This is a genomic window from Marinobacter caseinilyticus, assembly GCF_011074955.1.
In the GTDB taxonomy this organism is placed as follows: Bacteria; Pseudomonadota; Gammaproteobacteria; order Pseudomonadales; family Oleiphilaceae; genus Marinobacter; species Marinobacter caseinilyticus.
The window spans coordinates 65,978-91,043 of record NZ_WUQJ01000004.1; the positions used below are offsets into that span (position 1 = coordinate 65,978).

A 25,066-nucleotide genomic window follows, 5' to 3' on the forward strand; every position below is an offset into this window, starting at 1 on the left:
GTGCATGTGTTTCAAAGCGACTTGCAAATACTTATGAAGTCGTCTGAATTCAGCGATGCGCCACCAATCAGGCCACCGTCAATGTCAGGCTCGGCAAATAATTCGGCCGCATTATCCGGCTTTACGCTGCCCCCGTAAAGGAGGGTTATATCTTCAGCCGGCGCGCCTAATTCCGCCAGGAGCTGCCGCATGTGCTTATGCATCGCCTGGGCGTCTTTGGCTGTCGCCGTCTTGCCAGTCCCTATTGCCCAAACCGGCTCATAGGCGACCACTATGTTCTTCCACTGCGCTCCGTCAACGCCTTGCAAGCACCCCTGCAACTGCTGCGCAACAACAGCGTTGGCACTGCCCGAATTGCGCTCTTCCAGAGTCTCACCGACACAAACAATGGCGACCAGGCCGTGACACATTGCCTGACGCACTTTGTCGGCGACCGCTTCATCGGTCTCGCCAAACAACTGCCTGCGCTCCGAGTGTCCTACCAATGCAAAGCCGCAACCGGAATCTGCTGCCATTGCCGATGAAATCTCACCGGTATAGGCGCCTTGTTCCCAGCGCGCAATGTTTTGGACACCAAACCCACACTGGGTTTCGGCAAGCTCACGCTGAACGTCGGCGATATACAGTGCGGGAGGAATGATAGCAATGTTGACGTCATTTTCAAGTGACGGCAAACCTGCCTTCAAACCTTCAGCTAACGATTGGACCAGGGCTTTTGACCCGTTCATTTTCCAATTCGCTGCGACCAATTTTTTGCGCATGACAACCCCATAAATCAAGGGAGGCGGAACTATACAGCAGTCAAATCAAACAGACAACCGGATTCACGCCTTCGAATTAGAGACAACATCGGCCAAAGTCTGCGCGACCTGGTCGATCACAGCCTTGTCCTGGCCCTCCGCCATAACGCGAATCAAAGGCTCTGTGCCGGAAGCTCGCAACAACACACGGCCACTGCCTCCCAAGCTCGCCTCCGCCGCACTCACGGCCTCGGCAATATCCTGCCGGGAGAATGGATCAAAGCGCTTGGATACCCGGACATTGATCATGGTCTGAGGCAGCTTGGCCATCCCCTGTCGCAGCTCACCCAGGGATTTTCCCGAACGCCATACCGCCAGCAAGACCTGCAGCGCAGAGACAATGCCATCCCCGGTGGACGTGCAATCACGAAGCACCAGATGACCCGAACCTTCGCCGCCGAGCACCCAACCTCTCTTCACAAGGCATTCCATCACGTAGCGGTCACCCACATTGGCGCGCTCGAAGTCAATCCCCTGCTCCTGCAGGGCAAGCTCAACACCCAAATTGGTCATGAGTGTACCCACCACGCCCCCCTTCAGGGTTCCAGAAGCCTGGCGTTGCGCCGCAATGATGAACAGCAATTCGTCACCATCCACCTCCGAACCGTCCCGGTCAATCATCAAGACGCGGTCACCATCGCCATCAAATGCGATGCCCAGGTCAGCGCCGCTATCCAGCACCGCCCGACGCAGCCCATCCATATGGGTTGAACCCACATTGAGGTTGATGTTCAGGCCATTCGGCTCAACACCGATAACGGAAATACTTGCCCCCAGCTCCTTAAACACCTTGGGCGCAACGTGATAGGTGGCACCGTGCGCACAGTCCAACACTATGCTAAGCCCGTCCAGGGTAAACTCGTTCGGAACCGTACTCTTACAAAACTCGACGTATCGGCCAGGCGCATCGTCAACCCGGGAGGCCTTGCCCAGATCATCCGACTCACAGACCTGAATGGGCTGGTCCAGCCAGTACTCTATTTCTTCCTCAAGCCTGTCATCCAGCTTGGTCCCGGCCGCGGAGAAGAACTTGATGCCATTGTCGTGATGGGGATTGTGGGAGGCACTGATGACAATGCCCGCTGAGGCTCGAAACGTGCGGGTCAAATAGGCGATAGCCGGCGTTGGCATCGGGCCCAGCAGTTTTACGTCCACGCCCGCCGCCGAGAGCCCGGCCTCCAGCGCACTTTCAAACATGTAACCGGACAACCGTGTGTCCTTGCCGATCAAGACGCTGTTGCGCTGACCACTCCGTTTGAAGGCCTGCCCCGCCGCCCAGCCAAGCTTGAGCATAAACTCCGGCGTGATCGGTGACTCACCGACTCGCCCACGGATGCCGTCGGTCCCAAAATATTTACGTCCTGCCATTGAAACACCCCTCCATAGCCGCGACGACCTTCAAGGCGTCGACGGTCTCCCTGACATCATGAACGCGCACAATCGATGCGCCTTTAATGGCTGCTATTGTCGCGGCTGCAAGGCTGGCGGGCAACCTTTCCGAAACATCCCGACCCGTAATATGGCCAAGCATACTTTTACGCGACATCCCGACCAGCAAGGGATATCCCAGCACTCTCATCTGATCAAGACCCCGCAATAACTCCAGATTATGATCGACACTTTTGCCAAACCCGAAGCCCGGGTCCAACAGGATGCTCTCCGCGGCAAAACCGGCTTCTTCCAGCACCCGAACCCGCGCCATCAAGAACTGAGTCACGTCGGTCATGACGCTCTGGTATTCCGGGCTCGACTGCATGCTTTCCGGGCACCCCTGCATGTGCATCAAGCATACCGGCACACCGGCCGCCACTGCCGTGGCAAGAGCATCTTCACGTTGCAGCGCCCTCACATCGTTGATCAACCCGGCCCCCAGACGAACCACCTCGCGCATGACTTCGGGCGTACTGGTATCAACTGAAACCACTGTATCCAGTTCGGCGGCAATCGCCTCAACGGCCGGGCACACTCGATCCAACTCTTCCTGAACCGATACCGGAGCCGCACCCGGGCGGGTTGACTCGCCGCCTACATCAACAAAAGATGCACCCTCCAACACCATGCGCCTCGCATGCACCAGAGCGGCGTCCCGCTGATTAAAACAGCCACCGTCTGAAAACGAATCCGGAGTGACGTTCAACACTCCCATTACATGGCAGTGGGCCATATCCAGGCGGCGCCCGGCAAAGTTCATCATCATGTCCAAGACCCCGGAGCATCCCTCAAAAAAAAACCGCCCATAACCAGGGCGGCGTAGATTTCATACTATTTGATCAACACTGACGAGTGGCACCTCTGCCGCGGCAGGGGCTGCTCAGTGCTCGCCGGCGGGGCGACCAACATTGCCACCGGTAGCCCGATCATCATCGGATGCATCGGCGCTGCTGCCGTCGGAATCGTCCACCGGAACACCGCCGCTTGGGCCTCGATCGTCCCAGCCTTTCGGTGGGCGCGGCGTCTTGCCCTCCATGATGTCGTCGATCTGGTGACGGTCGATGGTCTCATAACGCATAAGCGCATCGGCCATGCTGTCCAACTTGTCGCGATTATCGGTCAACAGCTGACGGGCCTTCTCATAGCACTCATCGATGATAGTACGAATCTCTTCATCGATCCGCTGCGCCGTCTCCGGCGAATAAACCGTCTGCGCCTGGCCGGCAGACCGACCCAGGAATGGCTCTTCCGTGTCGGTGTCATACTGCAGCGGCCCCAACTTTTCAGAGAGCCCCCAGCGGGTGACCATATTGCGGGCCAGCTTGGTGGCACGCTCAATATCGTTCGATGCGCCAGTTGTGACACCGTCAAAGCCCAGGGTTAACTCTTCCGCCAAACGGCCGCCAAACAGGCTGCAAATCTGACCGATTAGGTAACGCTTGCTGTGGCTGTATTTGTCCTCTTCCGGCAAGAACATAGTGACACCCAGCGCCCGGCCGCGCGGAATGATGCTCACCTTATAAACCGGGTCGTGCTCAGGCATCAAACGACCGATGATGGCATGACCCGACTCATGGTAAGCAGTATTCAGCTTTTCTTTCTCGTTCATCACCATGGACTTGCGTTCAGCGCCCATCATGATTTTGTCTTTCGCCAGTTCGAGTTCTTCCATTGACACCAGACGCTGATTCCGACGCGCCGCAAACAACGCCGCCTCGTTAATCAGATTCGCCAGATCGGCACCGGAAAAACCCGGTGTGCCGCGAGCAATCAGCGACGGCTCAACGCCATCCGCCAGCGGCACTTTCTTCATGTGCACTTTCAGGATTTGTTCGCGACCAATGATGTCTGGCAACCCAACCACTACCTGGCGGTCAAACCGGCCAGGTCGAAGCAAGGCCGGGTCCAGAACATCCGGACGGTTAGTGGCAGCGATAACGATAACGCCTTCGTTACCCTCAAAACCGTCCATTTCGACCAGTAACTGGTTCAGTGTCTGTTCGCGCTCGTCGTGACCACCGCCCATGCCAGCGCCGCGATGGCGGCCCACAGCGTCGATTTCATCGATAAAGATGATGCAAGGGCTCTGCTTCTTGGCCTGCTCGAACATGTCCCGTACCCGGGAGGCACCAACACCCACAAACATTTCCACAAAGTCGGAGCCGGAGATGGAAAAGAACGGAACTTTCGCCTCTCCCGCAATCGCCTTTGCAAGCAATGTCTTACCGGTACCTGGTGAGCCGACCATCAACACGCCTTTGGGAATACGGCCACCCAGACGCTGAAACTTGCTGGGGTCGCGCAGGAAGTCGACGATTTCTTTCACGTCTTCCTTGGCCTCATCCACACCCGCGACGTCTGCGAAGGTGGTCTTGATCTGATCTTCACTCATCAGGCGGGCTTTGCTTTTGCCAAAGGACATAGGCCCTTTGCCACCGCCGCCACCTTGCATCTGCCGCATAAAGAACACGAACAGCGCAATGATGATGAGAATCGGGAATGCGGCAACCAGCAATTGAGTCCAAATGCTTTGGCGCTCAGGCTCCTTACCGATTATCTCCACATCGTTCGCCAACAAGTCATCCATCAACTTGTTGTCTGGTACCTGTGGGCGAATTGTCTCAAATTTGGAGTTGTCGCCGAGCGTACCCTGAATTTCGAGTCCGTCGATTGTAACCTGACGCACCTGCCCCTGTTGCACCATCTGCACAAACTGGGAGTAATTAACTTGCTGCCCGCTGGTTGTCGGTGTGAAATTCTGAAACACCATCAGCAGTACGGCGGCTATGATTAGCCATAAAACCAGATTTTTTGCCATATCGTTCAAGGATCGTCACCTGTGAATTGAAAGGCCGCTTGTCAGACAGACCTCTTTCGACACCTTACACCAATTGTACGCCTGTCCACCAGAAACAGCCCATCCGTATCGACCTCAAGGTGCACATCACCCCTTGAAACCTTTACAGACCTGATACACCTCCCTGGACCGTGCCCGGGAGGAGTCGGGCTTTCGGCTCACCACGCTGCTGAAAGATTGACGCATATCCGCCAGCAACGTATCGAACCCTTCTCCCTGAAAGACCTTGGCAACAAATACCCCACCGGGGTTCAGAACTTGCTTGGCCATATCCAGAGCCAATTCAATCAAACCCATGGCGTTTGGTATATCCACCGCAGCCATACCACTCATATTGGGTGCCATATCTGAAATTACAATGTCCGCCCGGCGATCACCCAGTAAATGCAACAATTCGTCCAGCACGGATTGCTCGGTGAAGTCGCCCTGCACGAAGTCCACCCCTGCTATCGGATTCATCGGGAGGATATCGCTGGCGATCACCACACCGTTGCCACCCACGCGCTCAACCGCTACCTGGGACCACCCCCCGGGGGCCGCGCCGAGATCCACTACCGTCTGACCGGGGCGAAACAGGCGGTCCTTCTGATCCAGCTCAATCAGCTTGTAGCTGGCCCTGGACCGATAGCCATCGGCTTGGGAGCGTTTGACCCAGGCGTCGTCGAAATGTTCCTTTAGCCAGCGGTCACTGGACTTTGAACGGGCCAAACCGCACCTCCTGACGTTTTTGCAAACGATGAGCGACCATAAGTGGTATCGACAATTTAACCGTCGGTCTTATCTGATACAATCGCGCTATTATACGGCTTCGGCAGCCTTCGCGCCGTCGACGTTTTGTTAATACACCCCATTAAGAGACTGCATTATGAGCCTGTCGCCTGAACAGCGTCGCGAGTACCGGACCATCGCCCACAACCTGAAACCGGTGGTTATCATTGGCGACAAGGGCCTGACAGAGGGACTGCAGCAGGAGCTCGACCGGGCACTGAACGATCACGAACTGATCAAGGTCAAAATTGCGAACCCAGACCGCGAACAACGCCAAGAGGCCATCCAGGCACTTTGCAAAACCTCGGGTGCGCAATTGGTGCAGACCATCGGCAAAATTGCCGTCATCATGCGTCGTGCTGCCAAGCCCAACCCCAAGCTGTCCAACTTACAACGCAATAAATAAATCCGTTGCTGACCTGTCGCGAAAAAGCCGGCTCAGGGTTGCCTGAGCCGGCTTTTTACTGACCAAAGTGCGGCCAGTGGTTTAGACGTGCTGGACCTCTTCAACTTCATACTCAACGGTACCGGAAGGAACCCGGATGGCCACCACATCGCCGGTGCTTTTGCCAATCAGGGCACGGGCGATCGGTGATGACACGGAAATTCGGCCTGCCTTAATATCCGCTTCATCTTCGCCGCATATCTGATAGCTAACCTGCTCTTCGGTATCGATGTTCAGCAAATAAACCGTGACACCGAAGATCACCTTGCCGGTATTCTCAAGGGCGGTGACATCGATAATCTGGGCGGCCGACAGTTTGGCCTCTATTTCCTGAATCCGCCCCTCAATGAAGCTCTGCTGGTCACGTGCAGCATGATACTCGGCGTTTTCCTTCAAATCGCCATGCTCACGCGCTTCCGCAATGGAGGCAATAACCCGTGGGCGCTCAACCGATTTCAATTGCTTAAGCTCATCCCGCAGGTTGGCCTCGCCATTCACAGTCATGGGTACTCGGGTTGTCATAACGTTCACTTTCCTGCGTGCAATTCCTGAAGGCGGCGCACTGTCCGCTCAGGACCAAATTTAATCGCCCGACAGAAGGCTTCACCGCCTGCCAGAGTCGTCGTATAGGCTACTTTGTGCTGCAAGGCAGATTGGCGAATTTGCGCCGAATCAGAAATAGCCTTGCGACCCTCGGTGGTGTTGATAATCAACTGAACCAGGCCATTCTTGATGGCATCCACAATGTGGGGCCGTCCTTCACGCACCTTGTTCACGCGCTCCACCTCAATGCCGGCCGCCCGAAGCGACTTGGCGGTGCCGGTGGTTGCGAGCAGCTTGAAGCCAGCCTCAACCAGGTCTCCGGCCACTTTTATGGCGCCAGCCTTATCCACATCCCGGACCGAGATGAACGCGGTACCCTGAACGGGCAAACACTCTCCCGCGGCCAGGGCTGCCTTGGCGAATGCTTCGTCAAAGCTGTCGCCCAACCCCATCACCTCGCCAGTGGACTTCATTTCAGGGCCCAGAATTGGGTCCACCGCCGGGAACTTGCTGAACGGGAACACCGATTCCTTAACCGCATAATAAGACGGAATGACCTCTTTGGTGAATGCCTGCTCCACCAACGAGGTACCCGCCATGCAACGTGCCGCCACCTTGGCCAGGGATACCCCGATGGCCTTGGAGACAAAGGGCACGGTTCGGGAAGCCCTGGGGTTAACCTCAATGACGTAGACCTTGCCATCCTGCCAGGCCAACTGCACATTCATCAGGCCAACCACATCCAGTTCGAGCGCCATCTTGCGTACGGTTTCCCGCATCTCGTCCTGAACCTTGGCTGACAAGGTGTAAGGTGGCAATGAGCACGCCGAATCACCGGAGTGCACCCCGGCCTGCTCGATGTGCTGCATAATGCCGCCAATGACCACATCCTTTCCGTCACAAATGGCGTCAATATCGACTTCAATCGCGGCATTCAGGAAGTGGTCCAGCAATACCGGGCTGTCGTTGGACACCAGCACGGCGTTGCGCATGTAACGCACCAACTCCACCTCGTCATACACGATTTCCATGGCCCGGCCACCCAGCACATAGGATGGGCGTACAACCAGCGGATAGCCGATGTCACGGGCCGCCACAATGCCTTCCTCGTGGCTGCGAACCGTTGCGTTTTCAGGCTGCAACAGGTTGAGCCGGGTAATCATCTGCTGGAAACGCTCGCGGTCTTCGGCGCGATCAATAGCGTCCGGGCTGGTGCCAATGATGGGCACTCCGGCCGCTTCAAGCCCTCTCGCCAGCTTCAGCGGGGTTTGGCCACCGTACTGGACAATCACGCCCTTGGGTTGCTCGATATTGATAATCTCGAGCACATCCTCCAGCGTCACCGGCTCAAAATAGAGTCGATCAGACGTATCATAATCGGTCGATACGGTTTCCGGGTTGCAATTGATCATGATGGTTTCGTAACCATCTTCCCGCATGGCCAGAGCCGCATGCACGCAGCAATAATCGAACTCAATACCCTGGCCAATCCGGTTCGGGCCACCGCCGATAACGACGATTTTTTCCCGGTCCGAAGGCAGCGCTTCGCACTCTTCCTCATAGGTCGAGTACATGTAAGCCGTCGAAGACGCGAACTCGGCCGCACACGTGTCGACGCGCTTATACACCGGGCGAATATCAAAATCGTGTCGAAGCTTGCGCAGGCTGGCTTCGGAGATGCTCAGCAGTTTGGCCAGCCTCGCGTCGGAGAAGCCCTTACGTTTGAGGCGCAGCAAGGTGGCTTTATCAACGTCTGATTTACCCGCTGTTTTCAGTTCGGCTTCTTCCCGAATCAGATCCTGAATCTGCGCCAGGTACCAGGGATCAACCTTGGTGTGCTGGAAAACGTCGTCAATACTCATACCTTTACGGAAGGCATCCCCGATGTACCAGATCCGCTCCGCACCCGGCACATTGAGCTCACGGGTCAGGGTTTCACAACCATCGACCGTGTCGAGATCGACCATTTCCTCAAACCCGTCCGAACCCACTTCCAGGCCACGCAGGGCCTTCTGGACCGACTCCTGGAAGGTCCGGCCAATGGCCATCACCTCGCCGACAGACTTCATCTGTGTGGTCAGGCGGGCATCAGCCTGAGGAAATTTTTCGAACGTAAAGCGCGGTATCTTGGTGACAACATAGTCGATGCTGGGCTCAAACGACGCCGGCGTGACACCCCCGGTAATTTCGTTCTGAAGCTCGTCCAGGGTGTACCCGATGGCCAGCTTAGCCGCCACCTTTGCAATCGGAAAACCGGTCGCCTTTGAAGCCAGTGCCGAGGAGCGCGACACCCGTGGGTTCATCTCGATCACTACCATGCGACCGTTTTCGGGATTGATGCCGAACTGAACGTTGGAGCCACCGGTCTCGACACCGATCTCACGCAGAACCGCCAGCGAGGCGTTCCGCATGATCTGGTATTCCTTATCGGTCAGTGTCTGGGCTGGCGCGACCGTAATGGAATCCCCTGTGTGCACCCCCATGGCATCAAAGTTTTCGATGGTACAGATAATGATGCAGTTGTCGTTACGATCCCGCACCACCTCCATCTCATACTCTTTCCAACCGATCAGCGACTCGTCAATCAGCAGCTCATTAGTAGGCGACAGGTCCAGGCCGCGGGTACAGATCTCTTCGAACTCGTCGCGGTTGTATGCGATACCGCCCCCCGAGCCGCCCATGGTAAAGGACGGCCGGATAATGCAGGGAAACCCGATGTCTTCCAAAACCCGGAACGCCTCTGCCATGGAGTGGGCAATGGACGCTCTAGGGGTATCCAGGTTGATGGCCTTCATGGCCTTGTCGAAACGGTCGCGGTCTTCGGCCTTATCAATGGTATCGGCATTGGCACCGATCATTTCAACGCCGTGTTCCTGCAGCACGCCGTGCTTCTCAAGATCCAGTGCGCAGTTCAGTGCGGTCTGCCCGCCCATGGTTGGTAGCAATGCGTCTGGCTTTTCGCGCTCAATGATCTTGGCTACAGTTTTCCAGGTGATCGGCTCGATGTAAGTCGCGTCCGCCATTGCCGGGTCGGTCATGATGGTTGCGGGATTGGAGTTCACCAGAATGACCCGATAACCTTCTTCGCGCAGGGCTTTGCATGCTTGGGCACCGGAGTAATCAAACTCACAGGCCTGCCCGATGACGATGGGGCCGGCACCCAGGATAAGAACACTTTTGATGTCGGTACGCTTTGGCATTTCTTTGTAAACCTGTCAGCAACTTAAAAGTTCGTCCAGTGCAAACCGCGGCTCTGGGACGGTGGCGGGCTCGAATTCAGGCCGCCCGCTCTTCCATCAATCGAATGAATTCATCAAACAGCGGCGCCACATCATGCGGTCCCGGGCTGGCTTCCGGATGCCCCTGGAAGCTGAACGCCGGCTTGTCTTTGCGGCGAATACCCTGGAGCGTGCCATCAAACAGTGATTTGTGGGTGGCCTCCAGCGTGTCCGGCAAGCTGGTTTCATCAACCGCAAAACCGTGGTTTTGGCTGGTGATCATCACCGAGCCGTCGGCCAGGTTCTGTACCGGGTGGTTGGCACCGTGATGGCCATGACCCATCTTCAGGGTCTTGGCACCGCTGGCCAGAGCCAGCAACTGGTGCCCCAGGCAAATACCGAATACGGGCACCTCGGTTTCCAGAATTTCCCTGATCGCCGCAATGGCGTAATCGCAAGGCTCCGGATCACCCGGGCCATTGGAGAGGAAGATACCGTCCGGCGCCATTGCCAAAACGTCAGCCGCGGGCGTGGTCGCGGGCACCACTGTCACGTCGCAACCGCGCGAGGCCAGCATACGTAAGATATTGAACTTGATGCCGTAGTCGTAGGCCACTACCTTGAACCGTGGCTCGACCAGCGTGCCGTAACCGGAGTCCAGGCTCCACTCGGTCTGGCTCCAGCGACGGATCGAGGGGGAACTGACCTCCTTCGCCAGGTCCATGCCCTTCAAGCCCGGGAAAGCGCTCGCCAGCTCCAGCGCGCGTTCTGCGGTCACGCCGGCGCCAGCAACAATGGCACCACCCTGGGAGCCTTTCTCCCGCAGGATACGGGTCAGGCGCCGGGTATCGATGTCGGCAATGCCCACCACATGGCTGTCGCGCAGGTAGTCATCCAGAGACTGCGTGGAGCGCCAGTTGCTGGCCATCAACGGCAAGTCACGAATGACCAGACCAGCGGCCTGAATGCGGTCGGACTCGACATCTTCCTCGTTAACCCCGGTATTTCCAATGTGTGGATAGGTCAGGGTGACGATTTGGCGGGAATAAGACGGATCGGTCAGGATTTCCTGATAGCCGGTCATTGCCGTGTTGAAGACAACCTCGCCGCTGGTTTCACCGTCTGCGCCAATGGCGATTCCGTAAAACAGGCTTCCGTCTGCGAGTGCAAGGATTGCTGGTGTACTCAAGGCTTGTATCCTCATCGAGTGTCGTATCGTCAGTTCCGAATTGAGCCCTGCCAGTCTGGCGGCCTCTAACGTCACGAACAGGAACGCAAGCGCAAATTCAGGTCGCAAAAAAGCGAGAGGGGTACTGAAACCTCTCTCGCTTTTTGGTTGCTAGCATGTTGGGCTACGCTTGGTGCAGTTAAACCGCCTTATTGTAAGAAAATGGGCGGCTGGTGTCCATGGCTAAAGACAATACTCACTTCAGCGCCAACACATCCTGCATATCATAGAGCCCGACCGGCTTTCCGGCCAGCCATTGCGCCGCGCGGATCGCGCCCTTGGCAAAGGTCATCCGGCTGCTGGCTTTGTGGGTGATTTCAATGCGCTCGCCAATGCCCGCAAACAACACCGTATGGTCTCCAACCACGTCACCGGCTCGCACGGTCTCAAACCCAATCTCGGTCCTGGAACGCTCACCGGTAAAGCCTTCCCGACCATAGACAGCACATTCTGACAGGTCGCGCCCCAACGCATCGGCAACCACTTCCCCCATCCGCAGCGCCGTGCCGGAAGGCGCATCCTTCTTATGGCGATGGTGGGTCTCGATGATCTCCACGTCGTAGTCGTCACCCAGAACCTGAGCCGCCGTTTTCAACAGATTCAGTGCCACGTTGACACCCACGCTCATGTTGGGCGCAAATACCACCGGCACAGCTTCCGCCGCCAGTGCCAACTGCTGCTTCTCGGCCTCGGTCAGGCCGGTGGTTCCGATGACCATCTGCTTGCCATGAGCTTTGCAGAAGACCAGATTCTCTAACGTGAGATCCGGGAACGTGAAATCCACCAACACATCAAAGCTGTCGACGGCCTCCGCCAGACTGCCAACCATTGCCACGCCGAGCTTGCCAACGCCGGCCACTTCACCGGCATCGGCCCCGATCAGCGAACTGTCGGGATTCACGATCGCCGCGCCCAGAGCTACGCCGTCCGCATCCTGCACCGCTTCAACCAGCACCTTGCCCATCCGGCCTGCAGCGCCGGTTATCGCTACCCTGATCATGGCTTCCCTTAGAATTTCATTTCATCAAAGAAACTTTTTACACCCTCAAACCAGGAGGTTTTCTTGGGCCCATGCTCGTTGCCATTGGAGGCGTCCAGCGTCTGCTGAAACTCTTCCAGCAATTCCTTTTGACGCTTGGTCAGGTTGACCGGCGTTTCGACCACGACACGGCATAGCAAGTCGCCAGCGGGACCGCCCCGAACCGGTGCAACACCTTTGTTGCGCAACCGGAACAGCTTACCGGTTTGAGTCTCCGTCGGTATCTTCAGCTTTACCCGGCCATCCAATGTCGGCACTTCGAGCTCACCGCCCAACGTAGCATCCACAATGCTGATTGGCACCTCGCAATAAAGATTGCGGCCATCGCGCGTGAAGATCGAATGCTCACGCACCGCTACCTGGACGTACAAATCGCCTGGCGGACCGCCATCCATGCCCATTTCGCCTTCGCCGGACAACCGGATACGGTCGCCGGTATCGACTCCGGGCGGCACTTTCACAGACAGGGTTTTCTGTTCTTCAACGCGCCCCGCACCACGACACACTTTACAGGGGTTCTTGATGATCTGGCCCGAACCGCGGCAGGTCGGACAGGCCTGCTGAACCGTAAAGAAACCCTGCTGCATCCGCACCTGGCCGATACCGTTACAGGTGGAACACGCTTCTGGGCGGGAGCCTTTTTCCGCGCCTGCGCCATCACAGGCTTCACACTCCACATGGCCCGGCACCCGTATTTTGACGGTCGTGCCCTTAACGGCCTCCTCCAGGTCAAGCTCTAGCGTGTAACGCAGGTCCGAGCCACGGGTATTGCGTCCCCGACCTCCGCCACCAAAAATATCGCCAAACACATCGCCAAAGATGTCGGAGAAGCTGCCGCCTCCACCGCCACCGCCGAAACCACCGGCGCCGGCCTGGCCATCAACACCGGCATGCCCAAATTGGTCGTAGGCGCCGCGCTTCGAGGAATCTGCGAGTATTTCATAGGCCTCACTGGCCTCTTTGAACTTGTTCTCAGAGTCAGCGTCATCCGAATTTCTATCGGGGTGATATTTCATTGCGAGCTTGCGGTAGGCCCGTTTGATCTCTTTGTCATCCGCATCCCGGGAGACCCCAAGTATCTCGTAATAATCGCGCTTGGCCATGCTGTAAACCTTGTTTTTAGCCCCCTCATTAGTCGGGAGCCGGTGACATCTCAATACTGATCAAATCCCGGCAAAGTAACGCCTGCTTGCTGCCGATTACCTGCCGCTCCGGGGCTCAAATGTTCGCCCTTTTATAACGCGGAAAAACGCGGAGAGATTCTCTCCGCGCTTTCCGGTGACACTCAAACGCCCATGTTAACGCTTGTCGTCTTCTTTCACTTCCTCGAACTCGGCATCCACGGCGTCATCACCGGTGCCGGCCTTACCCGCTTCCTGGCTCTCGCCGCCTTGTGCCTGCTCGGCCTGATCGGCGTACATCTTCTGCGCCATCTCAGACGACGCTTCAGTCAACTTCTGAGTCTTGGCTTCGATGTCGTCCTTATCAGATCCGGTCAACGCTTCCTCAAGGTCTTTGATGGCCGCTTCGATGGTCTCTTTTTCGCTGTCGCTCACCTTGTCGCCAGCTTCCGTGAGCGTCTTGCGCACACCGTGCACCATGGCATCGCCCTGGTTGCGTGCGGTGACCAGCTCTTCGAACTTACGATCTTCGTCCGCATTGGCTTCCGCGTCACGCACCATCTTTTCAATTTCGTCTTCGTTCAGGCCTGAAGACGCCTTGATAACGATGGACTGCTCTTTACCGGTGGCCTTGTCCTTCGCCGACACGTTCAGAATACCGTTGGCATCGATATCGAAAGTCACTTCGATCTGCGGTACACCGCGAGCGGCCGGTGGGATGTCCGCCAGATCAAAACGGCCCAGCGACTTGTTCTGGGTCGCTTGCTTCCGCTCACCCTGAACGACGTGAATGGTCACGGCAGTCTGGTTGTCGTCTGCGGTCGAGAAAGTCTGCGATTTCTTGGTCGGAATCGTCGTGTTCTTCTCGATCAGCGGCGTTGCGACACCACCCATGGTTTCAATGCCCAGGGTCAACGGTGTTACGTCGAGCAACAACACGTCTTTAACATCCCCTGACAGAACGGCGGCCTGGATAGCAGCGCCAACGGCCACGGCCTCGTCCGGGTTAACGTCTTTGCGGGCTTCTTTACCGAAGAACGCTTTTACTTTTTCCTGAACCAGCGGCATGCGAGTCTGGCCACCCACCAGGATGACTTCCTCAATTTCGCTGGTCTTCAAACCAGAATCTTCCAACGCGATCTTACACGGCGCAAGACTGCGCTCAACCAACTCTTCCACCAGCGATTCCAGCTTGGCGCGGGTCAGCTTGACGTTCATGTGCTTGGGACCACTGGCATCCGCAGTCACGTAGGGCAGATTGACGTCAGTCTGCTGACTGCTGGACAACTCAATTTTGGCTTTTTCCGCGGCTTCTTTCAGACGCTGCATCGCCAGCGAGTCGCCACGCAGGTCGATGCCGCTGTCTTTTTTGAATTGGTCGGCAAGGTATTCGATGACTTTCATATCGAAGTCTTCGCCACCCAGGAAGGTGTCACCGTTGGTCGCCAGAACTTCGAACTGGTGTTCACCGTCCACATCGGCAATTTCGATAATGGAAATATCAAAAGTACCACCACCCAGGTCATAAACAGCTACGGTGCGGTCACCGCTCTTCTTATCCATGCCGTAGGCCAGTGCGGCTGCCGTTGGCTCGTTGATGATACGCTTAACATCCAGACCCGCGATTTTACCGGCGTCCTTGGTGGCCTGACGCTGGCTATCGTTAAAGTAAGCCGGCACGGTAATAACCGCTTCGGTGACCTTTTCGCCCAGATAGTCTTCAGCCGTCTTCTTCATCTTCTTCAGGATTTCGGCAGCCACCTGTGGCGGGGCCATTTTCTCACCTTTCACTTCAACCCAGGCGTCACCGTTGTCCGCCTTGGCAATCTTGTAAGGCACCATCTTGATGTCTTTCTGTACGACGCTGTCTTCAAACCGGCGACCGATCAGGCGCTTGATAGCATACAGAGTGTTGCTGGGGTTGGTGACGGCCTGACGCTTGGCGGACTGACCCACCAGCGTTTCACCATCATCGGTATAGGCAATGATGGACGGCGTGGTGCGATCACCTTCTGCGTTTTCAATAACTTTAACCTTGTCACCATCCATGATAGCTACACAGGAGTTAGTCGTTCCCAGGTCAATACCGATAATCTTACTCATGAATTTGCTCCAATTCGTTGTTCAATCTGATTCGGGCTGATCTAAATTTTGCGCCGGACCAAATCTGCCGACGATGTTTCTATTTACTGCCTATATTGGCGCCAGCTTTAACTTTTCAAGCCTGCTCATCAATTTTTGGCGCGTCTTCTGCCTTCGCCACCACCACCATCGCAGGACGAACCAAACGATCGTTCAACGTGTAGCCTTTCTGGACAACGGCCACCACACTATTGGGCTCCGCATCCGGTGACGGCACCATCGACATGGCCTCGTGCAACTGTGGATCAAAGGGCTCGCCCAAGGGGTTCAGCTGCTCCACATTGAATTTTTTGAGGCTGTTCATAAACAGGTTCAGCGTCATCTCTGCACCTTCGCGAATGGTCGCGACCAAATCACTGCCGGCGTCTTTGCCTTCCGTGTTCTCGACGGCCTTTTCCAGGCTGTCGGCCACTGGAAGCAGTTCTTTTACAAACTTTTCAAGCGCGAATTTATGGGCTTTCTGAACATCGATCTCGGCGCGGCGGCGGACATTCTGCATTTCTGCCTGTGACCGCAGCATTTGCTCCTGAAACCCCTGCGCTTGTTCACGCAGCGCGTCCAGTTCGCCACCCTGATCTTCCGCAGCTTCCTCAGGCGCTTCCGAGGGTGTTTCCGTGCCTGCCTCGTTCAATTCGCCCTCTACGTGTTCGTTGCGGTTTTCATCAGCGCTCATGGGTTACTCCTGCTCAATCATGGTCGACCCGGTTGATCGCGGGGCCGTGTTAACAACTTGGTGACCGATATGGGGCCGGTTCGCGATGTTTCAACCTTACCAATGCCAAAAATTGATCATTTGCAAACCGTAAAAACACTGTATATATTCACATGTACTGTATGTAAGAACAGTTATTATCGAGAACGACCTCGGCATTGCCCGGGTTTATAGTTGCCAGTCGAAGGGGACCTGCATGCTCACACAACTGACCGTATCCAACTACGCCATCGCCGAGCGAGTCGAATTACAGTTCGACCGCGGTATGACCGCACTGACGGGCGAAACCGGCGCCGGTAAATCCATTGTTCTGGATGCACTTGGGTTGGCGATGGGCGGCAGAGCGGACGCCGGTGCCGTCCGGCATGGCGCCAAACGCGCCGACATCACCGCCACCTTCGATGTCAGCCGGATACCGGACGCAAAGACCTGGCTCGAGCGGCACGACCTGGACGACGAAACCCACTGCATACTGCGCCGCGTGATCAGCAAAGACGGACGCAGCCGCGCCTACATCAATGGCCAGCCCTGCCCATTGGGTCATTTGCGGGACCTGGGCAGTGAGCTGATGGACATTCACAGCCAGCACCAACACCAGTCGTTGCTCTCCAAAGACACCCATCGCAAATTACTGGATGAGTTTGCCGGTGTCGAAGCCCTCGGCGATCAGACCCGAGCCGCCTGGAAAGACTGGCACAAAACCAAAAGCCGGCTGAGTGAACGGCAGCAGAACGCCGAGGAGTCCGAGGCACGGCTTCAACTCTTGCGCTATCAGGTAGAAGAACTGGACCGGCTGGCGCTTGAGCCGGAAGAACAATCCCGACTGGAACACGAGCAGGCTCAGCTGAGCCATGCCGATGACGTGCTGCAGCGTAGCCAGCAAGCGGCGCTGCTTTGCACTGAAGATGACAGTAGCGCCGCCGATATGGTGCGCCAGGCGCTAAACCATCTGGAGCAATTGCCGGTTGAGGTGCCTGCCCTGAAGGAAACCCTGCAGATGCTGAATGAGGCCCACATTCAGTTGACGGAAGCCGGCGACAACCTGAGACACTTTGTCGAAGATTACGACGCCGATCCGCAGCGCTTGACCGAAGTGGAAGCGCGTCTCAGTGCAATGTATCAAATGGCCAGAAAACACCGCATTCAGCCGGAAGAATTGACCGAATTTCACCAGCGGCTTGCCGATGAGCTGGCGTCACTCGACCAGGGCGAAGGCAGCATTGAACAACTGGAAGCGGACCTGGACGGTCAGTTGGGCGTTTACAATCAGCTTGCCGGGCAACTGTCCGAACAGCGCCAGCAGGCAGCGGCCGAACTTGACCAGAAAATAGCCCTGGAGCTGAGCGAGCTGAGCATGCCCTCGGTCCAGTTCATAACACACCTGAACACCCAGCCTGACGCCGAACCGTCTGCCCACGGTCACGAAGACATTGAGTTTCTGGTCAGCGCCAACCCCGGACAACCGGCTCGCCCGCTGGCGAAAGTAGCGTCTGGCGGTGAGTTGTCCCGCATCAGTCTCGCTATTCAGGTGGTGGTTGCGCAAACCTCGACCACACCCACGCTGGTGTTTGACGAAGTGGATGTTGGCATTGGGGGCGGCACCGCAGAAGTTGTCGGGCGCTTGCTAAGAACGCTGGGCTCAGACGGCCAGGTATTGTGCGTCACTCACCTGCCGCAGGTAGCCGCCCAGTGCCACCAGCATCTGTTCGTGAGCAAATTTACCCAGCACGACGCGACCTATTCCAAGATTGAGATTCTTGATGACAGCGGACGGGTCAGTGAAGTGGCGAGAATGTTAGGCGGCGTGGACATGACAGACCAGACCATTGCTCACGCTCGGGAAATGTTCAGCAAAGGCCAGGCGACCCATCACTGACGAATAACGACCCTATTCCCCTCTCGACCCTGAGAGCTTTACAGGCAGACCCATGGTCTGCCTTTTTTTATTCAGTATGAAGCGGCCAGCGGTTGGTGCGGATCAGGCTTTTCGCGGTTTCACATACAGGATCAAGCTATGGTCCATGATTTCGAAGCCATGCTCTTCGGCGATCTTCTTTTGGCGCTCTTCAATGATGGGGTCGCAAAACTCAATCACCTGGCCGGTCTGAGTACAGACCATGTGGTCGTGGTGATCATCACCCGCCATTTCGAAAACAGCGTGACCGCCCTCAAAATTATGGCGCAGCACCAGGCCTGCGGCTTCAAATTGCGTGAGTACTCGATACACCGTCGCCAAACCTACGTCGTCACCGTGTTCGAGCAATTTTTTGTAGACATCCTCCGCGCTCAGGTGGTGTTCCTCAGCGTTCTCGAGAATGTTAAAAATCTTGACTCGCGGCAGCGTAACCTTGAGACCGACTTTGCGTAATTCGGCATTTTCAGATGACATGTTGCTATTCACTCTTTGGTGTACCCTTGGCTTCCGGTATCATGCAGTTGTCCAATAACGGTTAGCCCGTGTCACACCTGCTCCTGGCAGGCGATTCAAAGATAGAGGATTTCCCCGACCGATGCAAAAGCTTGCAGCACTTCTGCTCACGACTCTGATGATGGCTGGCTGTGCGTTCCCCGGCGTGTACAAGATCAATGTACAGCAGGGCAACATCCTGTCAGAGGAGGAGCTGACCCAGCTTGAGAAAGGCATGTCCCGACAGCAAGTCCAGTCTGTCCTTGGCTCCCCGATCATGCTGAACCCGGTAGACCCGACCCGAGAGTATTATGTTTACACCTTTCAGCGCGGTGGCGGAGACATCAAGGAACAGCGGGTCATTGTTTACTATGAAAACGAACGCTTCTCCCATTACGAAGCCAACTTGCTGGAAGAAACCCCCGCGTATTGATTCGCACTGGACCGCACTCGAAAAATCAGGCCGGTTTCTTTTTGGCACGATTCAGCCGTGCCTGCTTGGGGTCAATCTTGAGCGGGCGGTACAGCTCTATCCGGTCACCGTCTCTTAACTCGTGACTTTTCGGCAATTTGACTACCTTGCCGAAAATACCCATGTCGATGGCGTCCGGATCAATCTCCGGAAACACGTCCACAATCCGCGATTGCACGACCGCATCGAAAACCGAGGTGCCTGCCGCCACCTCAACCGAGACGATTTCTTGCTTGTCCGGCGTTGCATACGCAACTTCAATGTCCATGGTTCCTCCAGACCGGCTCATAGCGCTATTTGTACAACTCATCCGCGCGGCGACAAAAGGCATCCACCATCGTGCTCGCCGCCTGATTAAACACCGGGCCAAACGTCATTTTGGACAGCGAACCCGAGAACTCGAACTCCAGCCTCAACATCACTTTGCAGGCGCCTTCCGCCAGCGATTGAAAATGCCAGCTTCCACTCAAATTCTGGAAGGGCCCCTCCACAAGGGTCATGTTGATGGTTTGGTCGGACACCAAATGGTTGCACGTCGTCAAGCGCTGGCGGATGCCACCCTTGGCCACTTCAAGCGAGGCCGTAATTTCACTCTCGTCCTGTTGATGAACCTGGGCATCGGCACACCATGGGAGAAATTCTGGATAACGCGTTATGTCGTTAACCAGCGCGTACATGCGCTCGGCTGAGTGCATGACCAACGCACTTTTATCAATCTGGTGGGGCATGGAGCCTATGTATCCTGATCAGAGCTTACAGGGCGTCATTATCACACGCTTTGATAACGCAATTCACCCCTGTGGTAGACGTCGTCCACCCGGCGACCTTCCTCCTCTGTTGGCGGCATGAATTTATTCAACTCCAGCAGCGGATGAATCAGCGGTTCCGGCAACGGTTCATCAGGGCCGGGCGGGCGCAGTAAAATCGGCGCAGGATCAAGGGCCTCGCCCGGCGCCGGTAGCGCTGGTTCGACGCCCGTTGCTGGCCGACACCAGGGCGCCACCTGGCCGGCTTCACACAACGAGCCCAGTGATGTGATCGCGTAGCTGCCACCGATGTAAAGAATGACCAACGGTAACACCAGCCTCAACACCCAAAACCAGACCTGCGCAATCAGCCTGTGCGCCTGACCGATCAACACAAACGCCCGTCGCCGCCCAAGATACCACCCCACGAACAGCGCCAGTGCCACGCTGACGAGCGGTATTAGCAAACCGCTGGCAATCAGTTCGACCCAGCGAAACGGCGTCCCTCCCGCCAGGGTCGCGTCCGCCCAGATGTTAAAGGAGTACAGACTGCCAAGTCCGGCCACCCAGGTTGCCACGCCCATCAAAACGGCCGACCACCCCCTGGGCGCCCCAAACCACTCCTGAAACCAGCCAATCACCGGTTCCAGCAGTGCCAGCGAAGACGTCCACGCAACCAGAAGAATCAATACGAAAATGGCGGTGGCAACAAATTGTCCTGCCGGGGCATCCGCCAGCGCCGAAGGCAATGCCAGAAACACCAGGGCGAACCCCTGACCGGCTCCGTCACCCCCGTCCCGGAAGACCAGTGCGTAAATCATCAGTCCGGCCATCATGGCCACCCAGGTATCCATCAGCGCGACGGCGAAAACAGACCGCTTCAGTGGCGCGATGGAGGGCATGTACGAGCCAAACACAACCCAGACGCCCATACCCAGCCCCAGGGTGTAAAAGGCATGGGTTAACGCGAGCTGAAGACTTTGCCAGGTAAGTTGCTGCGGCCGGAGGCCCAATATAAGGTCTGTTGCACCGTTCAGATCCCCATACACGGCGCTATAGCCCAGCAACCCCACCAACAGCATTAAAAAGGCCGGCACCACTACGCGGAACGCGCGCTCGAGTCCGCCCATCACACCTTGGATGGCAACAGTCACCACCAGTCCCAGGAAAATGGCGTGCCACGCCATAAAGTTCCGGTAGCCGGCGGGATGCTCAACCAGCCCGGATAATGTGCCGGCAATGTCTTGTGCGGAGGCACCCACAAAGAAACCCAGCGCACCGTAAAAGACATAAGCCAGGCAAATGGCACCAATCACTGCGGTAAACGACAACACCAGAAAGCCCGCCAGGATGCTGAGCCGGCCAGCCCAGACCCAGTGACGCGACCCCGACGCCGACCGGATCAAGCCATCCAGCGCCAACACCATGCCATGACGGGTGCTTCGCCCGATGGAGGTCTCTGTCAACATCAGCGGCAATGTGACCAGCAACAAGCAGGCGAGGTACATCAGCACGAACAAGCCGCCGCCGTTTTGGCTGGCCAGATAAGGAAATTTCCACAGATTGCTCAGGCCAACCGTTGCGCCGGTTGCGGCCCAGAAAAAGGTAGAACGCTTGGTCCAGGAGCCAATGGCCGTTTCGTAGGGTGAAAGCATCCAACATCCCGAGTCGTAAACAGCTAACAGTGTAGCCGAAAGCAAGGTGCCCGTTAATTGGCGATCAACGTCGATTTCGTGACCAGCCCTGTAGGACTGCGCTACAATGCGCGTTTTTACAGCGGAATTCACGAATCCCGCGCCTTATTCCGCAACCCCAGATCAGGCATCCATGAGCAAGCAGAAATCAGGTAACTCGGGCGGCACCATTGCCCTCAATAAAAAAGCCAAGCACGAATACCACATTGAGGAACGCTTTGAGGCGGGCATGGTCCTGCTTGGCTGGGAAGTGAAATCCCTTCGTGCCGGCAAGGGCCAACTGACTGACGCCTATGTGTTGCTCAAAGATGGTGAAGCGTTTCTGCTGGGCTCTCATTTTATGCCGCTGACCACCGCATCCACCCACGTGATCGCGGACCCGACCCGCACGCGCAAATTGCTGCTGCACGCCAAAGAACTGAGCAAACTGATCGCGCTGGTCAACCAAACTGGTCACACTTGTGTGCCGCTCGCGTTATACTGGAAAAAGAACAAGGTAAAGTGCGAGATCGCACTGGTAAAAGGTAAAAAACAATTCGACAAACGCGCTACTGAAAAGGAACGCGACTGGAACCGCCAGAAGCAACGCATCCTCCGTGACACCAACGCGTCCTAATGTCTCGACTGTTTGGCGCATTACCCTGACGAGACACTACGTGTAGCCGATGTCCCCTCTTTGCGAGCATCCATGACAGGACTATACTTTTTCGTCTCGGGTGGGGGCGCGTTTTCCTGCCGTATCTGATGTATCAAAACGCCTGACTCACTCTCTCACTCATGGATTGAAGAGAGGGATACATGAACTCTTTAGGTACCGCACACTTAAGTATAGACACGTCTCAGTACACCAGAATGGCCGCAGTCGACCGATCGTGGCTCAGGATGGAGTGCGTCGAAAATCCCATGATGATCTCCGCCGTGCTCATCTTTGAGCAGCCGATTAAAATTGCTCGCCTCAAGCAGGTGTTGCACGATCGTTTTCTCAGTTTTCGCCGGTTTCGACAACGCATTGTCGACCGGGGTAGCCGGGTTGAGTGGCACGACGACCCGCTGTTTGACCTGGACAACCACCTCCACGTGGTTGCCCTCGCGGGCAAGGGCGACCAAAAAAGCCTGCAACGACTGACCAGCGACCTCAACAGCACGCCCCTGGACTTCAACCATCCGCTGTGGCAAATCCACTATATCGACAATTACGATGGTGGCTGCGCCCTGCTGATCCGCATTCACCATTGCATTGCCGATGGCATTTCGCTGGTTCGGGTACTGCTGTCTCTGACCGACCCAACGGCAGAACCGGGCGACGCGCGAATCTACCAACTGGTTCCGATCAAACCACCGCGTGCACCGGTCAGATATACATTGAAAGACCTGGCCGCCCGTGTAACCGGCTTGGGCCGCACCGCCGTGCATCAGGTCAAACGATTGAGCAGCGCAATCCCTCAGGACGTCCGCTCGCCGCTCAAGCTGGCCGACACCGCCGGCAAAGTAGCTTTCGACTGCCTGAAGCTCGCCCTGCTGCCAGCCGAGCCTGAGACTGCACTGACAACCGAACTGTGCGGCCGCAAGCGCGTGGCCTGGGCCGACCCGCTGGAGCTCGCTGACGTGAAGGCCTGTGCCCGGGCACTGGGCGGCACCGTCAACGACATCCTGATGGCAACCGCCGCGGGCGCCTTGCACCGGCACTTCAAAGCGGCCGGTGAACCCATTCCGGACTGCGGCATTCGGGTAGCGGTGCCATTCAACCTGCGCCCCCCGAGAGAACCGCTGGAGACCCTAGGCAACCGGTTCGGCCTGGTACTCGTCACACTGCCAGTCGAGGTGGACTGCCCCCTCATGCGCTTTCGCCAGGTTCAGGAAAACATGAACCGCCTCAAACGCTCCTACCAGGCCCAAGTGACCTACAGCCTGCTGGAACTGTTCGGTCGCGGCCCTGACTCGCTCGAGCGCCGCGCCCTCAAGTTACTGAGCCAAAAGGCCTCGGCGGTACTGACCAACGTACCCGGGCCGAAGAATCCGGTTTACCTGGCCGGGGTCAAACTCAAGCAGCCCATGTTCTGGGTCCCCCAGACCGGAGGCATCGGCATTGGCATGAGCATCTTCAGTTACGCCGGCACCGTGCAATTCGGCATGAGCGTGGATAAGAGCATCCGGGCCAACCCCGTCGAGATCATGGGGCACTTCCGGGACAGTTTCCAGCGGTTGCGGGAGCACGCGCTTACACTGCAGGATGCCGAGGGCAACTTCCGGCGGCGACACGCCGGTTAATCCGGGAAAATAGGTGTAATCCGCAACCGTCTACGCGAAACGCTGCGGGTTATACCTTGAAGTTGCCCCAGCCGCCCGCATATACTGTCGGTGAGGGGACGACATGGCTTCGACGCTGGTTGCGAACCCTAGGGTGCATGTCGAGATGGCAGCCAATCTCGTTAATCCAAAGCTGCAATTTAATAGTCGCAAACGACGAAAACTACTCACTAGCAGCGTAAGCTGCTAGTCGTCCTGACTGGGGCACCTGTAACCCAGAAGCTACATCTCAGGACGTCATCGCTTACAGGTTGCTTCGTTATCCAGAGTTCACTGGCTAACGACTAAGATTTAAAGAACTCGTCTCTTACACCCTGACCTTCGGGTCGTTTGAGATTAAATCAATAGAAGGAAGCTAAGCATGTAGATCTCGAGGCAGAGTACTGGCGGACGCGGGTTCAATTCCCGCCGTCTCCACCAAACATAGATACAAATCAAGCACCTAAGGGTGCTTTTTTTGTTTTACCATCCAAAATACCATCCAAAATAAAATGGCAGTTTCTAGTCCTCAAAGATGCCAAAAAGGTCCTAAACGGACGAACTCAATCCCCTAAGCCCTCAATCCTTCTGGGTCGCGCATATACTTGTCTCAAAATCATCACTTTATTTCCCGTGGCGCTCATTTTCGTGCCGCTGATCGCCAGCAAAATTCCGCTCTAATTGCGACTCTAGGTGAACTACATGAGATACTCGAGATCGCTTCAGTTCCTATTTAGCCTCTGTCACATAAGCGGCCAGCCAGCCCGTTACCCTATTCCCAACCACCCATTCGAGAAATAATCATCCTTTCTGCTTTTAAAGATAGGCCGACACCCGCAAGATTTTGCCATCACTTGCCCACGCAAAAACAGCAACCTACACTGCATGCAGTGTATGCATAGGAGGCCAATGCGATGGCGATGCTGACTGTTCGCAATCTACCCGAAGAAGTCCATAAGGCTCTACGTGTGAAAGCAGCCATCAACGGCCGCAGCATGGAAGCAGAAGCCCGAGCGATTCTGAAGAATGCTGTGCTGGCCGGTGACCCGAACCAACCCGAGAAGGCGGTCACCAGTGAAATGGTCAAAGCTCAGTAGCATTGTCCTTGGCGGTCCAAAGAGACGGGTCACCTAAATAGAAAAACAGTAAATCGAGCC

General features: G+C 56.4%; 22 protein-coding genes and 1 other RNA gene. 7 read left to right on the top strand and 16 right to left on the bottom strand.

Annotation, left to right across the window (positions count from 1 at the left end):
* Positions 1 to 11 precede the first annotated feature (11 nt).
* The 5 genes from tpiA to rlmE form a co-directional block, all read right to left on the bottom strand.
* Entirely contained in the window at positions 12 to 761 is a 750-nt protein-coding gene (tpiA, locus tag GRX64_RS00515) for a triose-phosphate isomerase (protein ID WP_166263233.1), read from the bottom strand.
* A gap of 63 nt (positions 762 to 824) precedes the next feature.
* A complete protein-coding gene (glmM, locus tag GRX64_RS00520) occupies positions 825 to 2,168 on the bottom strand; it encodes a phosphoglucosamine mutase (protein ID WP_166263234.1) in 1,344 nt (447 codons plus the stop codon).
* On the bottom strand, positions 2,155 to 2,997 hold the full coding sequence (gene folP / locus GRX64_RS00525) for a dihydropteroate synthase (protein WP_166263235.1): 843 nt from the start codon (positions 2,995 to 2,997) through the stop codon (positions 2,155 to 2,157). The genes glmM and folP overlap by 14 nt, the downstream gene beginning before the upstream one ends.
* A 114-nt stretch (positions 2,998 to 3,111) precedes the next feature.
* Positions 3,112 to 5,058 carry an ATP-dependent zinc metalloprotease FtsH gene (ftsH, locus tag GRX64_RS00530; RefSeq protein ID WP_235937466.1) on the bottom strand — a complete coding sequence of 649 codons (1,947 nt, stop codon included), beginning with the start codon at positions 5,056 to 5,058 and terminating at the stop codon, positions 3,112 to 3,114.
* Positions 5,059 to 5,175: 117 nt separating this feature from the next.
* Entirely contained in the window at positions 5,176 to 5,796 is a 621-nt protein-coding gene (gene rlmE / locus GRX64_RS00535) for a 23S rRNA (uridine(2552)-2'-O)-methyltransferase RlmE (RefSeq protein ID WP_166263236.1), read from the bottom strand.
* Between the two features lie 157 nt (positions 5,797 to 5,953).
* Here rlmE and yhbY point away from each other — a divergent pair, with 157 nt between their 5' ends.
* A complete protein-coding gene (gene yhbY / locus GRX64_RS00540) occupies positions 5,954 to 6,262 on the top strand; it encodes a ribosome assembly RNA-binding protein YhbY (RefSeq protein WP_166263237.1) in 309 nt (102 codons plus the stop codon).
* A gap of 81 nt (positions 6,263 to 6,343) precedes the next feature.
* Here the strand turns inward: yhbY and greA are convergent, their stop codons facing one another.
* From greA to grpE, 7 genes are all read right to left on the bottom strand, one after another.
* Entirely contained in the window at positions 6,344 to 6,823 is a 480-nt protein-coding gene (gene greA, locus GRX64_RS00545) for a transcription elongation factor GreA (protein ID WP_166263238.1), read from the bottom strand.
* A gap of 5 nt (positions 6,824 to 6,828) precedes the next feature.
* A complete protein-coding gene (gene carB, locus GRX64_RS00550) occupies positions 6,829 to 10,044 on the bottom strand; it encodes a carbamoyl-phosphate synthase large subunit (protein ID WP_166263239.1) in 3,216 nt (1,071 codons plus the stop codon).
* Between the two features lie 76 nt (positions 10,045 to 10,120).
* A complete protein-coding gene (gene carA, locus GRX64_RS00555) occupies positions 10,121 to 11,251 on the bottom strand; it encodes a glutamine-hydrolyzing carbamoyl-phosphate synthase small subunit (RefSeq protein ID WP_166263240.1) in 1,131 nt (376 codons plus the stop codon).
* Between the two features lie 235 nt (positions 11,252 to 11,486).
* Positions 11,487 to 12,290: a 4-hydroxy-tetrahydrodipicolinate reductase gene (gene dapB / locus GRX64_RS00560; RefSeq protein WP_235937467.1), complete on the bottom strand. Its 804-nt coding sequence runs from the start codon at positions 12,288 to 12,290 to the stop codon at positions 11,487 to 11,489.
* An 8-nt stretch (positions 12,291 to 12,298) separates the two neighbouring features.
* Positions 12,299 to 13,432 carry a molecular chaperone DnaJ gene (dnaJ, locus tag GRX64_RS00565; RefSeq protein ID WP_166263241.1) on the bottom strand — a complete coding sequence of 378 codons (1,134 nt, stop codon included), beginning with the start codon at positions 13,430 to 13,432 and terminating at the stop codon, positions 12,299 to 12,301.
* Between the two features lie 195 nt (positions 13,433 to 13,627).
* A complete protein-coding gene (gene dnaK / locus GRX64_RS00570; RefSeq protein WP_166263242.1) occupies positions 13,628 to 15,553 on the bottom strand; it encodes a molecular chaperone DnaK in 1,926 nt (641 codons plus the stop codon).
* Positions 15,554 to 15,668: 115 nt separating this feature from the next.
* Positions 15,669 to 16,265, bottom strand: a complete 597-nt coding sequence (gene grpE / locus GRX64_RS00575) for a nucleotide exchange factor GrpE (RefSeq protein ID WP_166263243.1) — start codon at positions 16,263 to 16,265, stop codon at positions 15,669 to 15,671.
* Between the two features lie 235 nt (positions 16,266 to 16,500).
* Here grpE and recN point away from each other — a divergent pair, with 235 nt between their 5' ends.
* A complete protein-coding gene (gene recN / locus GRX64_RS00580) occupies positions 16,501 to 18,180 on the top strand; it encodes a DNA repair protein RecN (RefSeq protein WP_166263244.1) in 1,680 nt (559 codons plus the stop codon).
* A 102-nt stretch (positions 18,181 to 18,282) separates the two neighbouring features.
* On the opposite strand, the gene fur is transcribed toward recN, so the two are convergent.
* Positions 18,283 to 18,693 carry a ferric iron uptake transcriptional regulator gene (gene fur / locus GRX64_RS00585; RefSeq protein WP_166263245.1) on the bottom strand — a complete coding sequence of 137 codons (411 nt, stop codon included), beginning with the start codon at positions 18,691 to 18,693 and terminating at the stop codon, positions 18,283 to 18,285.
* A 121-nt stretch (positions 18,694 to 18,814) separates the two neighbouring features.
* Between fur and GRX64_RS00590 the strand changes: the two genes are divergently transcribed.
* Entirely contained in the window at positions 18,815 to 19,144 is a 330-nt protein-coding gene (locus GRX64_RS00590; RefSeq protein WP_166263246.1) for an outer membrane protein assembly factor BamE, read from the top strand.
* A 25-nt stretch (positions 19,145 to 19,169) separates the two neighbouring features.
* Here GRX64_RS00590 and GRX64_RS00595 read toward each other — a convergent pair whose 3' ends face one another.
* From GRX64_RS00595 to GRX64_RS00605, 3 genes are read right to left on the bottom strand one after another with little or no spacing between them, the layout of a single operon-like run.
* Positions 19,170 to 19,451 carry an RnfH family protein gene (locus GRX64_RS00595; RefSeq protein ID WP_166263247.1) on the bottom strand — a complete coding sequence of 94 codons (282 nt, stop codon included), beginning with the start codon at positions 19,449 to 19,451 and terminating at the stop codon, positions 19,170 to 19,172.
* A gap of 25 nt (positions 19,452 to 19,476) precedes the next feature.
* Positions 19,477 to 19,911, bottom strand: coding sequence for a type II toxin-antitoxin system RatA family toxin (locus tag GRX64_RS00600; protein WP_166263248.1), 435 nt, complete (start codon positions 19,909 to 19,911; stop codon positions 19,477 to 19,479).
* A gap of 41 nt (positions 19,912 to 19,952) precedes the next feature.
* Positions 19,953 to 21,584: a sodium-dependent transporter gene (locus tag GRX64_RS00605; protein ID WP_207308679.1), complete on the bottom strand. Its 1,632-nt coding sequence runs from the start codon at positions 21,582 to 21,584 to the stop codon at positions 19,953 to 19,955.
* 172 nt (positions 21,585 to 21,756) lie between these two features.
* Here GRX64_RS00605 and smpB point away from each other — a divergent pair, with 172 nt between their 5' ends.
* From smpB to GRX64_RS00625, 4 genes are all read left to right on the top strand, one after another.
* Positions 21,757 to 22,239, top strand: a complete 483-nt coding sequence (gene smpB / locus GRX64_RS00610; protein WP_166263249.1) for an SsrA-binding protein SmpB — start codon at positions 21,757 to 21,759, stop codon at positions 22,237 to 22,239.
* Between the two features lie 236 nt (positions 22,240 to 22,475).
* Positions 22,476 to 23,891: a wax ester/triacylglycerol synthase family O-acyltransferase gene (locus GRX64_RS00615; RefSeq protein ID WP_282433917.1), complete on the top strand. Its 1,416-nt coding sequence runs from the start codon at positions 22,476 to 22,478 to the stop codon at positions 23,889 to 23,891.
* Positions 23,892 to 23,985: 94 nt separating this feature from the next.
* Positions 23,986 to 24,350, top strand: a transfer-messenger RNA (tmRNA) gene (gene ssrA, locus GRX64_RS00620).
* A gap of 473 nt (positions 24,351 to 24,823) precedes the next feature.
* Positions 24,824 to 25,006 (top strand): FitA-like ribbon-helix-helix domain-containing protein, encoded by a 183-nt coding sequence (locus GRX64_RS00625; RefSeq protein ID WP_166263251.1) that lies wholly within the window; start codon positions 24,824 to 24,826, stop codon positions 25,004 to 25,006.
* The last annotated feature ends 60 nt before the right edge of the window (positions 25,007 to 25,066 follow it).

Bases quoted from the DNA above. Each gene is read 5' to 3' on its own strand.
- tpiA (WP_166263233.1), bottom strand. From the start codon at position 761: ATGCGCAAAAAATTGGTCGCAGCGAATTGGAAAATGAACGGGTCAAAA.
- glmM (WP_166263234.1), bottom strand. From the start codon at position 2,168: ATGGCAGGACGTAAATATTTTGGGACCGACGGCATCCGTGGGCGAGTC.
- folP (WP_166263235.1), bottom strand. From the start codon at position 2,997: ATGATGATGAACTTTGCCGGGCGCCGCCTGGATATGGCCCACTGCCAT.
- yhbY (WP_166263237.1), top strand. From the start codon at position 5,954: ATGAGCCTGTCGCCTGAACAGCGTCGCGAGTACCGGACCATCGCCCAC.
- greA (WP_166263238.1), bottom strand. From the start codon at position 6,823: ATGACAACCCGAGTACCCATGACTGTGAATGGCGAGGCCAACCTGCGG.
- carB (WP_166263239.1), bottom strand. From the start codon at position 10,044: ATGCCAAAGCGTACCGACATCAAAAGTGTTCTTATCCTGGGTGCCGGC.
- dapB (WP_235937467.1), bottom strand. From the start codon at position 12,290: ATGATCAGGGTAGCGATAACCGGCGCTGCAGGCCGGATGGGCAAGGTG.
- dnaJ (WP_166263241.1), bottom strand. From the start codon at position 13,432: ATGGCCAAGCGCGATTATTACGAGATACTTGGGGTCTCCCGGGATGCG.
- dnaK (WP_166263242.1), bottom strand. From the start codon at position 15,553: ATGAGTAAGATTATCGGTATTGACCTGGGAACGACTAACTCCTGTGTA.
- grpE (WP_166263243.1), bottom strand. From the start codon at position 16,265: ATGAGCGCTGATGAAAACCGCAACGAACACGTAGAGGGCGAATTGAAC.
- recN (WP_166263244.1), top strand. From the start codon at position 16,501: ATGCTCACACAACTGACCGTATCCAACTACGCCATCGCCGAGCGAGTC.
- fur (WP_166263245.1), bottom strand. From the start codon at position 18,693: ATGTCATCTGAAAATGCCGAATTACGCAAAGTCGGTCTCAAGGTTACG.
- GRX64_RS00590 (WP_166263246.1), top strand. From the start codon at position 18,815: ATGCAAAAGCTTGCAGCACTTCTGCTCACGACTCTGATGATGGCTGGC.
- GRX64_RS00595 (WP_166263247.1), bottom strand. From the start codon at position 19,451: ATGGACATTGAAGTTGCGTATGCAACGCCGGACAAGCAAGAAATCGTC.
- GRX64_RS00600 (WP_166263248.1), bottom strand. From the start codon at position 19,911: ATGCCCCACCAGATTGATAAAAGTGCGTTGGTCATGCACTCAGCCGAG.
- GRX64_RS00605 (WP_207308679.1), bottom strand. From the start codon at position 21,584: ATGCTTTCACCCTACGAAACGGCCATTGGCTCCTGGACCAAGCGTTCT.
- smpB (WP_166263249.1), top strand. From the start codon at position 21,757: ATGAGCAAGCAGAAATCAGGTAACTCGGGCGGCACCATTGCCCTCAAT.
- GRX64_RS00615 (WP_282433917.1), top strand. From the start codon at position 22,476: ATGGCCGCAGTCGACCGATCGTGGCTCAGGATGGAGTGCGTCGAAAAT.
- GRX64_RS00625 (WP_166263251.1), top strand. From the start codon at position 24,824: ATGGCGATGCTGACTGTTCGCAATCTACCCGAAGAAGTCCATAAGGCT.